Genomic DNA, 15,847 nt, shown 5'->3' with positions numbered 1-15,847 from the left:
CCCATGGGCGCCGCGCGGGCGGCCGCACGGCGACCCCCCGGCGTGACGCGCGTCACATCAAGATCCTGTGCAACCGCTACAACCAATCCCGTCGGTCGCAGGTCATCTATGCAGCATCACCAAAAGCAGGAAAGGCGCTGCACTCGGAGGGGGGTGCAGCGCCTTTTCTCATGCCGTGCGTGTCACGCCGTGCGTGTCACACCGTGCGTCTCATGCCTGACCGTCCGGTGCCGCCTTCGGCGGGACCGTCGGGATTCCCAGGAACGGCAGCCGCAGGGCGCCGAAGGCCTCGGCCGGGACCGCCGGCGACTTCGGCTCGACCGCCGCCACCCGCGCGTACGCCTCCCCCTGCCGCGGCCGCGGGTCCTCCTCGCCCTTGTTCGGCCAGAACGACATCGCCCGCTCCGCCTGAGCCGTGATCGTCAGGGACGGGTTGACGCCGAGGTTGGCGGAGACGGCCGCCCCGTCCACGACGGAGATCCCGGGGTGCCCGAAGAGCCGGTGGTACGGGTCGATGACGCCGGACTCGGCGTCGGCGCCGATCGGGCAGCCGCCCAGGAAGTGGGCGGTGAGCGGGGTGCCCATCAGCTCGCCGATGTTGGAGCCGGCGAAGCCGTTGATCTCCTCGGCGAGGAGGGTCGCGGCCCTGGTGGCCTCCGGGATCTGGACCGGGTTCGGCGCCCCGTGCCCCTGCCGGGCCGTGAGCAGGCCCTTTCCGATCCCGCCGGGCTTGCGGTAGGTCGTCAGGGAGTTGTCCAGGGACTGCATGACCAGACCGATGATGGTCCGCTCCGACCAGCGCCGGTTGGAGAGCGCGCGGGCGGCGAGCGTCGGGTGCTTCAGCATGTTGAGGAACCAGTTGCGCACCCGGTGGGCCCCGTAGGGCACCTGGAGGACGGTCATGCCGCCCATGGAGTTGGAGCCCTTGCCGTACCGGACCGGCTCGATGTGGGTGTTCTCGTCGGGGTGGATCGAGGAGGTGATGGCGACGCCCCGGGTGAAGTCGGCCCTCTCCTTGCCGTGCTTCTTGCGGTAGCGCCGGTCGGTGGTCTGCGCGCCGACCAGGCCCTCGGAGTTGGTACGGGTGAGCTCGCCGAGCCGCTGCGAGATCCGGGGCAGCAGGCCGCCGTCCTTCATCCGGTGCAGCAGGGTCTGCGTGCCGTACGTGCCGGCCGCGATCACCACGCGGCGGGCGCGGAAGGTCCGCCCCTTGCCCTTGCGCCGGTTGTCGGTGGGGAGCGTCTGCACCGCGTAGCCGCCCCGGGAGTCCTCGGTGACGGTCACGACCGTGGTCATGGGGTGGACGGTGGCGCCCGCCTTCTCGGCGAGGTGGAGGTAGTTCTCGTTGAGGGTGTTCTTGGCCCCGTGGCGGCAGCCCGTCATGCACTCCCCGCACTCGGTGCAGGCGCGCCGGGCGGGGCCCGCGCCGCCGAAGTAGGGGTCGGCGACCTGGCCGCCGGGCTTCGCCTTCGAGGTCCCGTCCGCGTCGGCCCCGTCCCCGAAGAAGACGCCGACGGGCGCCATGTGGAAGGTGTCGCCGATGCCCATCGCCTGCGCGGCCGCCTTGAGGTGCACGTCCGAGGGGGTCGTCGTCGGGTTGAGCCGGACGCCGAGCATCCGCTGAGCCTGGTCGTAGTACGGCTTCAGCTCCTCCTGCCAGTCCGTGATGTCCTTCCACTGCGGGTCGTCGAAGAAGGGCTTCGGCGGTACGTAGAGGGTGTTGGCGTAGTTGAGGGAACCGCCGCCCACGCCGGCGCCCGCGAGGACCATCACGTTGCCCAGCAGGTGGATGCGCTGGATGCCGTAGAGGCCGAGCGCGGGGGCCCACAGGAAGTTCTTCAGGTCCCAGGAGTTCTTCGGCAGGGTCCCGGGGGTGAAGCGGCGCCCGGCCTCCAGGACGCCGACCCGGTAGCCCTTCTCCGTGAGCCGGAGGGCGGTGACCGAACCGCCGAAGCCGGAGCCGACGACGAGGACGTCGTAGTCGTACGCGGCGTCCTCCGCCTGCTCCTGATTTTGGGTAGGGGGTACCGCGGTCATGGCTCTCCTCGTACGGAAAGGGGCGGAAACGGTCGGGGACGGTGGGGGACGGACAGTCAGGCCGTCCGGGAACTCGCTGCGTCGGGAACTCCCGGCGTCAGCGCAGGCGCAGGGCCTTCATCGCCTTCAGGGACAGGCTCATCACCGCGGCGTACTTCTCGTCGTCCATGCCGAAGGAGGGCGCGAGCGGCATCAGCCGCTGCTGGGCGACGGTCTGGGCCTCGGTGTACTTGAGGATGCCCTCCGAGCCGTGGCGGCGGCCGAGACCGGAGTCCTTCATGCCGCCCATCGGGGACTGCACGCTGCCGTAGGCCGGCGCGTACCCCTCGTTGATGTTGACGGTGCCGGTGCGCAGCCGGGACGCGACGGCGTGGCCGCGGCGCGAGTCCTGGGTCCACACGGAGGAGTTGAGGCCGTACGGCGTGCCGTTGGCGAGCTCGATCACCTCGTCCTCGTCCGTGAAGCGGTAGACCGAGACGACCGGCCCGAAGGTCTCCTCGGAGCAGACGGCCATCGGGGCCTCGACGCCGTCGAGGATGGTCGGCTCGTAGAAGAGGGGGCCGATGTCGGGGCGGGCGACGCCGCCGGCGACGAGCCTGGCGCCCTTGGCGACGGCCTCGTCGACGTGCTTCGTGACCGTCTCCAGCTGCCGGTCGCCCACGAGGGAGCCCATGTCCGCGCCGTACGCGAGGGAGCTGCCGAGGCGCATGGCCTTGGTGCGGGCGGCGAAGCGGTCGAGGAAGGCGTCGGCGATCGACTCGTGGACGTACAGCCGCTCGATGGAGATGCAGAGCTGTCCGGCGGAGGAGAAGCAGGCGCGGACGGCTCCGGCGGCGGCCTTCTCGATGTCGGCGTCCTTCAGGACGAGCATCGCGTTCTTGCCGCCGAGTTCGAGGGAGACGCCGACGAGCCGGGCGGCGGCGCCCTGGGCGACCTCGCGGCCGGTGCGGGTGGAGCCGGTGAAGGAGACGTAGTCGGCGTGCTTGACGACCTCGGGGCCGACGACCGGGCCCTCGCCCAGGACGACCTGGAAGACCTCGGCGGGCAGCCCCGCCTCGACGAGCAGGTCGCGGGCCCAGAGCGCGGTGAGCGCGGTCTCCGTGTCGGGCTTCATGACGACCGCGTTGCCCGAGACGAAGGCGGGGAGTGCGTCGCCGACGGAGAGCTCCAGCGGGTAGTTCCAGGGCGCGATCTGGCCGACGACGCCGCGCGGCTGGCGCAGCTCGGTGACCTTGGTGAGGGTCGGTACGACGCCGGTGTGGCGCTTGGCACGCAGGTACGAGGCGGCCTTGCGGCCGTAGTGGCGGGCGGCGACGCACACCGCCTGGACCTCCTCGTGGGCGTGCAGGCGCGCCTTGCCGGTCTCCAGCTGGATGAGGTCGAGGACCTCGGACTGGCGCTGGAGGACGAGGTCGTGGAAGCGGAGGAGTACGGCGGCGCGGGCCCTGACCGGGGTGGCGGCCCAGGCGGCCTGGGCGGCACGCGCGCGCGTGAAGGCCTCGGCGACGTCCTCGGGGGTGGACTCGGGCAGCTCCGCCAGCCGCTCCCCGGTGAAGGGGGTGTGGTTGGCGGTCCGGCCGGAGCCGACGACGCCACGGGTGAGCCGGGCGACCACCTCGGGCGTCACGACGTCGGCGGCGGTCCGCGCGCCGGCGGGCGCGGGCGCGACCGGGTTGGTCGCGCCGGCGGGCACGGCCGCTCCGCCCTTCGCGGCGGGGGCTTCGGGAACCGAGAGGGCGGCGGGGGCCTGCGAGTCCGTCATGAGGGCGAGCGTAGGCGGCGTTCCGCCCTTTGGGTACCCGTCGGTAACGCGTTTTCACCGGGCGCACACATCGCGCCAGTGATCACTGGCATATAAGCCCTGATCAGGGGCTTACGGCTGTCGGAGGCCGGCCGGGGAGATTTTTCCGGCCCCTCCACCCCGTCCCGCCCGCCGCCCGTCCGGCCGTACGTTCACTCCCCGGGCGCCCGCCAGTGCTGGAGCACGATGTCGAACTGCTCGCGGGTGGTCTCCCAGCTCGACTCCGGCGAGGACATGTACACGGCGTACTCCGTGCCGTCGTCCTCGTAGTACATGAGGTCGATCGCGTGCCGCGGTCCGGGGAAGTCCTTCCGCTCGGTCCAGCTGAACTCCCACTGGGCGGAGTGGACCTGGTCCCGGTAGGTGACCTGGCCGAGCTTGATCCGCTTGTAGTCCATCCGCTTCTGCAGGACGCGCTCCAGGTCGAGGGCGTGCATGTACGGATTCTCGAAGTCGGGCTTCTTGTCGATGCTGATCCGGATCCGGTGGTTGCCGTTGTCCGGGGTGTAGTCGATCTGGTCACCCTCCTTCTGGCGCTTCCAGCCGTCCGGCACGAGGAGGCTGAAGCCGGCCGGGTCCTCGACGCGGTGCCAGCCTTCCGGGACGGTGGCCTCCTTGGCCTGCGTGGAGGGGGCGGTGGCCGTGGTCCGCCCGCCGCCGGCGTGCGGGTCGCCCCCCTTGTAGTTCATGGCCGCGAAGACGGCACCGCCCGCGACGAGACCGGCGACCAGGGCCGCGAGGACCACGGTGCGCCAGCGGTCCCGGCCCGAGGACGAGGAGGAGGGAGCAGGGGTGGGCGTCGGCGGCACCACCGTCGGCGGGGAAGCGGAGGGGGGCTGCGGGCCGGACTCGGATCCCTGGGGCGGGTGGGGCCACTGGGCGGTACGGACCCGTCCGGGAGCGCGCGAGCCGTCCGTCGGACCCGTGGCGTCCCGCGTACCCGCCCGGCCGTCCTCCTCCTCGCTCAACTCCACCAGATCGAGACCAAAGCCGAGCACGTCGGCCGGGTCCACGTCCTCCCGCGCCACGCGCTGGGTCGGCACATAGGCCTGCGCCGTCTGCGGAGTCCGTCCCTCCATCGCGTCGAGCAGCATCCGCTCGGCCTCTTCCGCGCGCGGCCGGTGCTCCGGCTCCTTGCGCAGCAGCGCCACGATGACGGGCGCGAGCGGCCCCGCCTTCTCCGGGTACGGCGGCTCCTCCGTCACGACGGCCTGCATCGTGCTGATCGGGGAGGTCCGGCGGAACGGCGAGGTGCCCTCGACCGCCGTGTACAGCGTGGCCCCCAGGGACCACAGGTCGGAGGCGGGACCGGGGTCTCCGCCCCGTACCCGCTCGGGTGCCAGGTAGTCGATGGAGCCGACGATCTCCCCGGTGCGGGTGATCGTCGAGTCGCCCTCGATCGCCGCGATCCCGAAGTCGGTGATGAGCACGCGCCCGTCCCGCGCCAGCAGGACGTTGCCCGGCTTGACGTCCCGGTGCAGCACTCCGGCCGCGTGCGCGGCCCGCAGCGCGCCGAGGACGTGCAGTCCGACCCTGGCCGCCTCGCGGGGCTCGATCGCCCCCGCCTCCTTGGCGGCGTCGGCGAGCGAGGGTCCGTCGACGTACTGCATGACGATCCACGGGCGGCTGTCGTGCTCCAGGACGTCATGGACGGTGACCACGCCGGGGTGGGTGATCCGCGCGGCGGCCCGCGCCTCCTTCTGCGTCCGCGCGTGCAGCACGAGCCGGTCGGCCTCCGCGACGAACCGCCCCGCTGTCAGCTCCTTCACCGCGACCACGCGGTGAAGGACCTCGTCGTGGGCGCGCCAGACCTTGCCCATACCGCCGCGGCCGATGCACTCGCCGAGCCGGTAACGGCCCGCGAGCAACAGGCCCGCCCCTGTGCTCTGAGAATGTTCCACTTGCCCCCGCCCGTTCCTTCTGATGCCAGGTTACGGAGGGGGGCACGGACTGTGGAACCTCGGGGCCGTCATAGGAACAGCACTGTGACCGGGGGCCGATGGGCATTCCGGGCACCCCCGCCTCCCCCGCCCCTCTCAGCGGCCCGGACGGAACCCCTTCGTGGCCTCGTCGAAGACCTCGGAGACCTTCGCGCGCTCGTTCTTCGGGCCGATGACCTGGACGACGTGGTACCTGCCGCCGTCGATCACGGCGAAGTTGCGGACGAAGACGATGCGGCCCGTGCTGTCCGGCCAGGTGTAACTGCCCGTGGCCGTCACCGTCGTACCGATGGTGATCCGGCGCGCCTCTTCCACGACCCCCCAGCTCGTCGCCCGCACGGGGTCCAGTTCCCGCTCCTTGGAGTTCTGGTACTCCAGCGGGTCCGAGCCGTGGTCGCTGACGCTGTCGCGGCCGGGGACGACGATCATCATGAAGTCGCCGCCCGTGTAGCGCACTTGCCCGGCGTCGTTGATCGGACTGCGCCGCCAGCCCTTCGGGACCCCGATCCGGAAGCCCTCCGGGTCCTGGCGCAGGGCGTAACCGGCGGCCAGGGCGGGCCCCGACGGATCGGCCGCGGGCGGGGTGGTGGACGGCTTGGTGGAAGGCTTGCCGGAAGGCGTCGGGGAAGGCTCGGTGGACGGCTGGGCGGGCGGCTCGGTGGACTGTCCCCCTGACGGCTCGTCCGACGGTTCGGCGGGCCGGTCCGCGGTCGCGGTGGTACGGGGTGACGCGCCGGGCTCCTCGCCGTCGCCCGGCAGGAAGAGGACCGCGTACGCCACGCCGCCGCCGAGCAGGAGCAGGACGAGCAGCAGCAGCGTACGGCCGAGGGCACGCGGGGCCCCGGGAGCGCGGGGCGCACGGGGCGCCCGCGGCGCGCGCTGCGGGATCTCCTCCTGGAACTCCGCCCGCGCGTCGGCGTATCCGCCCCGGTGGGCGGGCGCGGGCCCCGCTTCGTAGAGGGCCTCGTGAGGGACCGGCGCGGGCTGCGCGGGGCGGGGGTCCTTGCCGCGCTTGTGGCGGTGGCGGCCCGCCCCGGCACCCGCGCCCCTGCGGCGTCGGCGCACCAGCTCGCCGCGGCGGCGCACGATCGGCAGCCGCTTCTCGTCGAAGGACGGCAGCGGTACGGCTCCGAGGCCGGCCTCCGGCTCCGGAGCCGACCGCACGAGGGAGCGCAGCCAGCCGCGCAGCTCCTCGAAGTCGGGTCGCTCGGTGGGGTCCTGGCGCAGCAGGGACTCCACGACCGGACGCAGCGGCCCGCACTCCTCGGCGAAGGCGGGCGGTTCGGCGCAGACCAGCTGGACGAGCTCGGCGGCGCTGTCCTCCGGGTAGGGGGCGTGGCCCTGGACGGCCCGGTAGAGCAGCGCGCCGAGCGCCCACAGGTCGGTGGCGGGACCGATGGGCGGGGCGAGCCGCCAGTTCTCGTGCACGGGGCCGGCCTGCTCGGGCGCCCAGCGCTCGGTGACCGCGCCGACGACGGCGATCCGGGTCTGACGGGCCCGCTCGGCGTCTAGGCGCGTGGTGGGGCCGCGATGGACCTGGGCCGGTACGGCGACGCGCCCCTCGGTACCCGCCGGTCCGGCGGCACCGGCGGCGACCGGGAGGCGGGCGGGGTCGGGGGTCGCGGCCGTGTACCCGGCGGGCAGTGCCGGGCGGCCCGAGCCGGGCAGCACGGGGCCGCGGCCCGGGCCCGAGCCGCCTGCGGGGACCGGTCCGGAGCCGTCACGCGCCGCGTGAGGTCCGTCGCTCCAGTTGCCGGCGAGGTGCACGCGCGGCGGAGGACCTGCCTGCGGGCCGCCGTACGACGTGCCGCCGCCCTCGTCGTCGTCCTCGTCGTCGTCCTCGTCGTCCGCGGCCTGCGACCACCACTGCGGCTCGGGCGCCCCGGACGCGGGCACCGGGGCCGGGGGCGGTGGGGGCGCGGGGGCGGGGACCGCCGCCTGGCCCGGTGGCGTGGGCGGCTCGGTCGGCGCGGGGCGCTGGACGGGGAGCGCCCCGGACTCGCCGAGCCGCGCCGCGGCGCGCGCCCCCGCGCGGTACGCGGCGATGGCCCCGGCACGTGCGGCCCGGACGTCGGCGGTGGGCGGCGGGGCGATCGCCGGGGGCTCCGCCCCGGTGCGGGGCCCGGGCGCGGACCTGGCTCCCGCGCCGTACGGGTCGGCCCCGTAGGACTCCCGCCCGTACGGGTCGGCTGCGGATCCGTCGCTCCCGTCCTCGGGCTCGGACGCGTAGGCGTCGGTGCCGTGGCCGTCGGAGGCGTACTCGTCCTGGCCGGACCGCCGGTACCGGTCGAAGCCGTAGCCCTCGGAGCCGTACTCCTCGACGGCGTACGCCTCGGCCGCGTACACCCCGGCCGCGTACTCCTCGGAGCCGTACTCGTCGGAGCCGTACTCGTCGGCGGTCTCCCCGAGCAGCTCCTCGCCCGAGCCCGTCCCGTACGCGAGCTCCTCGGACTCCTCGAACTCGTCCTCGAACCCGTCCTCGGCCTCCTCGAAGACCTCCCCGAGGACCTCCTCGGACTCCTCCCCGAACTCCTCCCCGCCCTCGGTCTCCGTCTCCTCGTGGACCTCGGCCTCGTACAGGTCGGAGGTGTACACCTCGGCGAACTCCGGCTCGGGTGCGCGCGGGAAGTCCGGCTCGAACTCCCGGGACGCGAAGCCGGTCCCCGTCCCGGATCCCGTCCCGGCCCCGAACCTCGCCCCGAACTCCCGCTCGTCGTCGCCCGGCTCCGGCACGGGCGCGTAGCCGCACAGGGCCTCTTCGGCGGCCCCCACGGCGAGGCCCGTGAGGACCACCCGCCCGTCGTCGCAGACGAGAACGGTACGGGCGGTGATGTTCCGGTGGACCCAGCCGTGGGCGTGGAGCGCGCGCAGGGCGGTGAGGACGTCGGCGCCGATCTCGGCCGCCCGGTACGGGTTCAGGGGCTGCTCGGCGAGCAGCGCGGACAGCGGCCGGGCCGCCACGACCTCGCTCACTATCCACAGGGAGCCGGCCTCCGCGAAGACGTCGAAGACCTGGTCGAGGAGGGGGTGGTCGGGAATCTGCGCGGCGGCCTGGGCCGCTTCGATCGCCCGGCGCACGACGGGCTCGGCCGGCCGGCGGGTAGCCCGCCCGGCGCTCCCGTAGGGCTGCGCGGAGCCGTCCGCACCGTCGAGCACCTCTGCGTCCACGAACTCCGGCAGGGGCACCTGCCGGACCAGGACCTCCTGCCCGCTGTACGTGTCGAAGGCGCGCGTCTCGGCGAGGTCGTACGCGTCCGGTCCGAGGCCCGCGTCCGCGCCGGTCGGCGGCAGCGGCAGGCGGTAGCGGTCCGCCAGCACCCTTCCCGCGTAGTCGTCCACGACGCCTCCCCACGCGCGCACGCTGTCCCCCGTGGACCCGCGGATCCGTCGGATCACACGAGTCCGTCAATTCCGGTCCCGCACCGTGCAGTTAGCGGCAGTTGTCGACTGCGTACGGTCCGCGAACTCTCACGATACGTGGCGCCGGTCAGTCCTTGGGGCTGAACGTGGCGAACGCCGTCTCCCGCAGCGTCCGGCATTCGGCGCCGTCCCACTCGTCCGCCTTGCAGGTGATCATGATGGAGTAGCCGTGGGTGTCGTCCACCTTGAAGCCGCGGTTGAGCACGCGCACCTTCATGCCCTTCTGCGTACGCGTGAACTCCCAGTCGGCGACGGTCGGGTACCCCTTGTAGGAGACCTGCCTGATGCCGATGTGCTCGTAGTCCTGGCTCGTGACGGCCACGCCGGCCTTGGCCAGCTCCCAGGCGCTCTGGGCGTTGTCCTTCGGGCTGTCGTTGAAGTCGACCTGGACGCGCGGGAAGCCGCCGCTCTCGCTCCAGATCCCGCCGAGGGCGTATCCCGGTATCGAGCGGAGCTTGAAGTCGGCGGGCAGCGCCATGGAGAAGTGGAAGCGGTCGTTGGTGACGAGGGTGTAGCCGGCGGGCAGCTGCGCGCCGGTGCCGCCACTGGGCTTGCCGGACGGCTTGGTGCCGCCCTGCCCGGTCGTCGTGCCGACCGTGGTCCCGACCGTCGTGCCCGTGGTCGTTCCGGTGGTCGTGCCCGTCGTGCCGGTGTCGCCCGTCGATCCGTTGGACCCTGTGCCGCCGGGCTGCGCTCCGCCCTGCTGGCCGGGGCCGCCCGGCGTCTGTCCCGCACCGCCGGAGCCCTCGGATCCGCCGGAGCCGTCCGGGCCGTCGCCGCCGGACGCGCCGGCCGAGGCCGTCGTGCCGCCGGTCCCCTGGCTCTGCTTCTCCTTGTCGTCGCCACCGCTGAGCGAAACCGTCAGGATCGTGCCGAGCAGCGCGAGGACGGCGACCGCGGCGATGATCACGAGGGTGCGGCGCGGCACGACGTCGGTCAGCGGCGCGCGGGCCGGAGCCTGCCTGCCGCCACCCTGCAGCGGCTCGGCCGGCTTCGGCCGCGGCGGCTTCGCCTTCGGCTCGGCCTTCGCCGAGGCCGCCGCGTTGCGCACGGACTTCAGCGCGCCCCGGACCCGGTCGGCGGCGACGGCCGCCTCGGGCGCCCCGGTCCGGCCGGCGGCCGGCTCCGCCGGAGCCTTGTCGGGGCGCGGCGGCAGCGGAATGACGGTGGTGACTTCGGGCGAGACCACGGGCGCCGGCTCGGGCGCGTCGAGGACGGCCCGCAGCAGGACGCGCGCACGGGCGTCGTCGAGGCGCTGGGCCGGGTCCTTGGCGAGCAGGCCGTAGATGACCTGCTCCAGCTCCGGGCCCGCGTTCTTCGGCGGGTCGACCGGCTCGGTCATCACCGCCGTGAGCGTGGCGATGGCGGAGCCCTTGTCGTAAGGCGGGCTGCCTTCGACCGCCGCGTAGATCAGTCCGCCCAGCGACCACAGGTCGGCGGCCGGTCCGGGCTTGTGGCCGCGGGCCCGCTCGGGCGAGATGTAGGAGGGGGCGCCGACGAGCATGCCGGTGGAGGTGATCGAGGGGTCGCCCTCGACCTGGGCGATGCCGAAGTCGGTCAGGACGACCCGGCCGTCGTCGGCGATCAGGACGTTCGACGGCTTCACGTCACGGTGGAGGATGCCCTCTCGGTGCGCGGAGCGCAGGACGTCGAGGATGGCGAGGCCGACCTCGGCGGCGCGGCGGGGCGTGAGCGTGCCGTCCTCGCGCACGGCGTCGGCGAGGGACTTGCCCTCGATGAGCTCCATGACGATCCACGGACGGTCGTCCTCGTCGACGACGTCGTACACGGTCACGGCGCCGTTGTTACGGATCCGGGCGATGGCCTTGGCCTCGCGCAGCGTCCGGGTGATGAGGCGTCGCTTCTCGTCGTCGTCGATGCTCGTGGGGAAGCGGAGCTCCTTGACGGCGACGGTGCGGCCCAGGGTCTCGTCGACCGCGCGCCACACGGTGCCCATGCCGCCGCGGCCGAGGACCACGCCGAGCCGGTAGCGGCCGGCGAGCAGCCTGCCCTCCGTCACGGGGTCCTTGCGCAGCCGGTCGCCGAAGCCGCCGGTCGCCCGGCCGGAGGCCGATCCGGTCCCGCGCGCGGCGCGACCGCTCTCGCCGTCGCCGTCCCCGGCGCCGAATCCGGCCCGGCCGGTCGACGGCTCGGTGCCCCGCAGCCGGCCCGTCACTCCGGAGGTCTCTCCGACGGAGCTGTCGGAGGAACCACCGGAAGAGGCACCGGAGGAACCGCCGGCAGAGCCGGCGGACGCCCCGCCCGGGACGTCCCGGGGCGCGTCCGACACCTCGTCCGACACCGCCTCCGACACCTCGGCGGACACCACGTCAGCCTTCGTGCCGTCAGCGCCCGCGGCATCGCCGGAGCCCTCGGCCGAGGCCGCGTCCGCCGCGTCCGCCGCGCCCCTCGCACTGTCCGCGCGCTGCTCGCCGTCCGCGCGCTCCGCCTTGTCCGCGTCCGCCGAAACGTCCGTGACCTGCGCGTCCTTCACGACTCGCGGGTCCCGTGCCGCCTCGCGTGCGGCCGGAACCGCCCCTCGGTCGCCGTCGGTCGCGGCCCCCGCGGCGGCGTCCCGCCGGGGGTCCCTCGCCGTGTCCCGCGACTGCTCCGCCTCCGACATGCGTCCCCTCTGCGATCCCTGATCTCCGCCGCGAATGCCGCTTCCCGCGCGATGCGGTAACCCGCCCTGGAAGAGAGCCCATTGTCCCTCACCTCGGGACGGGCGACGCCCCCGGGTCCGTACTCCGGGATGACGACGCCCGTAGGCACCCCCCAGGTTCCCATCGGATTCCGGACGACACGGACGTCTGGCCGAAAACTGCCCGTCAGATCGGCACGATGTCCGGCGCCCCGAGCCGTGCGGCGTCCGCCGTCAGGTCGTCGGGCTGCCTCTGCGACTCGCGTTCGGCCTCGACCCGCTTCTCGTAGTGCTCGACCTCCTTGTCGATCTGGAGGGCGTCCCAGCCGAGGACGGGCGCCATCAGCTCCGCGCACTCGCGCGCGCTGAGCGTCCCCCTGTCGAAGGTCTCGATGGAGATCCTGGTCCGCCGGGTGAGGACGTCGTCGAGGTGACGCGCGCCCTCGTGCGAGGCGGCGTACACGATCTCGGCGCGCAGGTAGTCGTCGGCCGCGGCGAGCGGTTCCCCGAGCCGGGGGTCCTCGGCGATGAGGTCGAGGATCTGCTCCGTCAGGGACCCGTACCGGTTGAGCAGATGCTCGACCCGGACGACGTGCAGCCCGGTCCTGGCGGCCGTTCTCGCGCGGGCGTTCCACAGGGCGCGGTAGCCCTCGGCGCCGAGGAGCGGGACGTCCTCGGTGACGCAGGCCGCGACCCGCTGGTCGAGACCGTGGACCGCCTCGTCCACGGCGTCCTTGGCCATGACCCGGTAGGTCGTGTACTTGCCGCCGGCCACCACGACGAGGCCGGGGACCGGGTGGGCGACGGTGTGCTCGCGCGAGAGCTTGCTCGTGGCGTCGGACTCGCCCGCGAGCAGGGGCCGCAGGCCCGCGTAGACCCCCTGGACGTCGTCCCGGGTGAGCGGGGTCGCGAGCACGGTGTTCACATGCTCCAGGAGGTAGTCGATGTCGGCGCTCGACGCCGCCGGGTGGGCCTTGTCGAGGTCCCAGTCGGTGTCGGTGGTGCCGACGATCCAGTGCCGCCCCCAGGGGATGACGAACAGTACGGACTTCTCGGTGCGCAGGATGAGTCCGGTGGTCGAGTGGATGCGGTCCTTGGGCACGACCAGATGAATGCCCTTCGAGGCGCGGACGTGGAACTGGCCTCGCTCGCCGATGAGGGCCTGGGTGTCGTCCGTCCACACCCCGGTGGCGTTGACGATCTGCTTGGCCCGGATCTCGTACGAGCCACCGGACTCGACGTCCTGGACGCGCGCCCCCACGACTCGCTCGCCCTCGCGGAGGAAGCCGACGACGCGGGCCCGGCTGGCCGCCCTGGCACCGTAGGCGGCGGCCGTGCGCACGAGGGTGGTGACGAAGCGGGCGTCGTCCATCTGGGCGTCGTAGTACTGGAGGGCGCCGACCAGGGCGTCCTTCTTGAGGCAGGGCGCGACCCGCAGGGCGCTCCGCCGGGAGAGGTGACGGTGCGCGGGCAGGCCTCGGCCGTGGCCGGAGGAGAGGGACATCGCGTCGTACAGCGCGACGCCCGAGCCCGCGTAGAACCGCTCCCAGCCCTTGTGCTGGAGCGGGTAGAGGAAGGGGACCGGCTTCACCAGGTGGGGTGCGAGCCGCTCCAGGAGCAGTCCGCGCTCCTTGAGCGCCTCCCGCACCAGCGCGAAGTCCAGCATCTCCAGATAGCGCAGTCCGCCGTGGATGAGCTTGCTGGACCTGCTCGACGTGCCGGACGCCCAGTCGCGGGCCTCGACGATGCCGGTGGAGAGCCCTCTCGTGACGGCGTCGAGGGCGGTGCCCGCGCCGACCACTCCGGCGCCGACGACCAGTACGTCCAACTCGCGCTCCGCCATGGCCCTGAGCGCCTCGGTGCGCTCGGCCGGTCCCAGTGTCGCTGTCCTCACCACTGCCGTGCCTCCCGTCGTCCCCGAGCCGTCCCGGTTTCGATTCTGGCCCGCTCCGGCGACTTCAGCCACCGCCTCGCCGCCACCCTGTGGATAACACTCGGCGACCTTCGACCCCACAATGCCGCATATCGGTCATATTTACGCCTAGTCTGACATTGCGTTCGCCCCGTTCTGTCCACCGGGGTTGCGCCTCGCGTCCCCTCCGGCTATTGGGAAGGACGGCCCACCCCCCATGCCCGCTGATCTCGCCGTCATCGGCCTCGGCCACCACGGACTCCCGCTCGCCCAGGCCGCCACCGCCGCAGGCATCGACACCATCGGCTACGACACCGACCCCCGCCCCGTCGCCGAACTCGCCGCCGGCCGGTCCCCGGTCGACGGCTCGCTCACCGCGCCGGAGATCCGCCGGATGCTCGCGGGCGGCTTCCGCCCCACCACGAACACGGCCGAACTCGGCCGCGTCCGCACCGCCGTCCTCTGCGCGCCCACCCCCCTCGGCCCCGACCGCACCCTCGACCTCACCGCCGTCACCGACGCGGCCCGCGCCCTCGCCACCCGGCTCCGCCCGCACACCACCGTCCTCCTGGAGTCCCCCGTCCCGCCGGGCACCACGGAGGGCCTCCTCCGCGAGGTCCTCGAAGCGGGCTCGGGGCTCCGCGCCGGCCGCGACTTCCACCTCGCGTACTCCCCCGGCCGCCTCGATCCCGGCAACCGCACCCACGGCTTCGCCGGCACCCCCAAGGTCATCGGCGGCCTCACCCCGGCCTGTACGGAGTCCGCCGCCGCCTTCTACGGCCGGCTCACCGACAAGGTGGTACGCGCGCGTGGCCCGCGCGAAGCAGAGACGGTCAAGCTCCTGGAGACCAACTTCCGGCACGTCAACATCGCCCTCGTCAACGAGATGGCGGTCCTCTGCCACGAGCTCGGCGTCGACCTCTGGGACGTCATCCGCTGCGCCGAGACCAAGCCCTTCGGCTTCCAGGCCTTCCGCCCGGGCCCCGGCGTCGGCGGCCACGGCGCCCCCGTCGACACCATCGGCGCCCACCGCCCGCTCCGCCTCGTCGAACTCGCCGGCCAGGTCAACGAACGCATGCCCCAGTACGTCGTCCAGCGCGCCGCCACCCTCCTCAACGAGCACGGCAAATCGGCCCGCGGCGCCCGGGTCCTGCTGCTCGGCATCACGTACAAGCCCGATCTCCCGGACCGCCAGGGCTCCCCCGCCGACGAGATCGCCCGCCGCCTCATGGACCTGGGCGCGGCGGTCAGCTACCACGACCCCCACGTCCCCGACTGGCGCGTCCGTGAACTCCCCGTCCCGCGCGCGGACTCCCTCTACGAGGCCGCCGCCCACGCGGACCTGACGGTGCTGCTCCAGCACCACCGCACCTACGACCTCCAGGGCCTCTCGGTGAAGGCCCAGCTCCTCCTCGACACCCGCGGCGCCACCCCCGGCGGCGCGGCCCACCGCCTCTGACCCGGGCACCGCACACGAAACCCCTGGGGCACCGTCACAGGCGGCTGCTAATCTCCGGGCCTCCTGGTCGCACAGCCGTGCGTCCACGTCCCTGGGGGGATCCACAGCATGAGCCAGCCCGTTCCGCCGCCGTCCGGCAACCCGTTCGCCAACGGCGGCGTGCCCGGCCCGTACCCGGCCGCCCCGCCGCCGGCCCCCGTCCGTGACAACGTGGCGCTCGGCCTCGTCGCCGCGGTGGTCGCCGCACTCGTCTCGGCCGGGGTGTACGGAGCCCTCCTCGGCGGCATCGAGCGGCAGATCGGCTGGGCCGCCGTCGGCGTCGGCTTCCTCGTCGGTCTTGCCGCCGGCAAGGTCGGCGGCCGCAACCCCGTCCTGCCGGTCGCCAGCGCGGTGCTGTCCCTCGGCGCCGTCTACCTCGGCCAGATCGTGGGCATCGCGGTCCTGGGCGCCAAGGAGTTCGACGTCTCCGCCACCCAGCTGTTCCTGGAGGACTTCGGGCTGCTGACGGAGGCCTGGAACGAGGGCAAGGACGCCTTGACGTTCCTGTTCTTCGGCCTCGCCGCCTTCGCCGCGTTCTCGGGAGCGAAGAAGGCCGCCAAGTAGCGGCCCGCCGTACCTACGCCGAGGGGCCCCGCAC

At 73.5% G+C, this 15,847-nt stretch carries 8 protein-coding genes; 2 read left to right on the top strand and 6 right to left on the bottom strand.

Features of this window, described 5'->3' with window-relative positions; translation table 11 throughout:
• Positions 1-210: 210 nt before the first annotated feature.
• From IE124_RS28700 to IE124_RS28675, 6 genes are all read right to left on the bottom strand, one after another.
• Positions 211-2,037 carry a GMC family oxidoreductase N-terminal domain-containing protein gene (locus IE124_RS28700; protein WP_189511873.1) on the bottom strand — a complete coding sequence of 609 codons (1,827 nt, stop codon included), beginning with the start codon at positions 2,035-2,037 and terminating at the stop codon, positions 211-213.
• Positions 2,038-2,134: 97 nt separating this feature from the next.
• Positions 2,135-3,799, bottom strand: a complete 1,665-nt coding sequence (locus IE124_RS28695) for a succinic semialdehyde dehydrogenase (RefSeq protein WP_189511871.1) — start codon at positions 3,797-3,799, stop codon at positions 2,135-2,137.
• Positions 3,800-3,990: 191 nt separating this feature from the next.
• Positions 3,991-5,739, bottom strand: a complete 1,749-nt coding sequence (locus tag IE124_RS28690; RefSeq protein WP_189511869.1) for a serine/threonine-protein kinase — start codon at positions 5,737-5,739, stop codon at positions 3,991-3,993.
• A 135-nt stretch (positions 5,740-5,874) separates the two neighbouring features.
• Complete coding sequence (locus IE124_RS28685; RefSeq protein ID WP_189511867.1) at positions 5,875-9,117, bottom strand: serine/threonine kinase C-terminal domain-containing protein; 3,243 nt, start codon at positions 9,115-9,117, stop codon at positions 5,875-5,877.
• A 148-nt stretch (positions 9,118-9,265) separates the two neighbouring features.
• Positions 9,266-11,821 carry a serine/threonine-protein kinase gene (locus tag IE124_RS28680; RefSeq protein WP_189511865.1) on the bottom strand — a complete coding sequence of 852 codons (2,556 nt, stop codon included), beginning with the start codon at positions 11,819-11,821 and terminating at the stop codon, positions 9,266-9,268.
• Positions 11,822-12,026: 205 nt separating this feature from the next.
• Positions 12,027-13,733 carry a glycerol-3-phosphate dehydrogenase/oxidase gene (locus IE124_RS28675; protein ID WP_189511863.1) on the bottom strand — a complete coding sequence of 569 codons (1,707 nt, stop codon included), beginning with the start codon at positions 13,731-13,733 and terminating at the stop codon, positions 12,027-12,029.
• A gap of 235 nt (positions 13,734-13,968) precedes the next feature.
• On the opposite strand from IE124_RS28675, the gene IE124_RS28670 reads away from it, so the two are divergent.
• Together IE124_RS28670 and IE124_RS28665 are read left to right on the top strand one after the other, a co-directional pair.
• Positions 13,969-15,210, top strand: a complete 1,242-nt coding sequence (locus tag IE124_RS28670; protein ID WP_189511861.1) for a nucleotide sugar dehydrogenase — start codon at positions 13,969-13,971, stop codon at positions 15,208-15,210.
• Positions 15,211-15,318: 108 nt separating this feature from the next.
• A complete protein-coding gene (locus IE124_RS28665; RefSeq protein ID WP_189511851.1) occupies positions 15,319-15,813 on the top strand; it encodes a hypothetical protein in 495 nt (164 codons plus the stop codon).
• The last annotated feature ends 34 nt before the right edge of the window (positions 15,814-15,847 follow it).

This window comes from Streptomyces narbonensis, from assembly GCF_014649015.1.
Taxonomy (GTDB): domain Bacteria; phylum Actinomycetota; class Actinomycetes; order Streptomycetales; family Streptomycetaceae; genus Streptomyces; species Streptomyces narbonensis.
The sequence above is the reverse complement of the archived record's forward strand: the minus strand, read 5'-3'. Positions and strand labels throughout refer to the sequence as shown.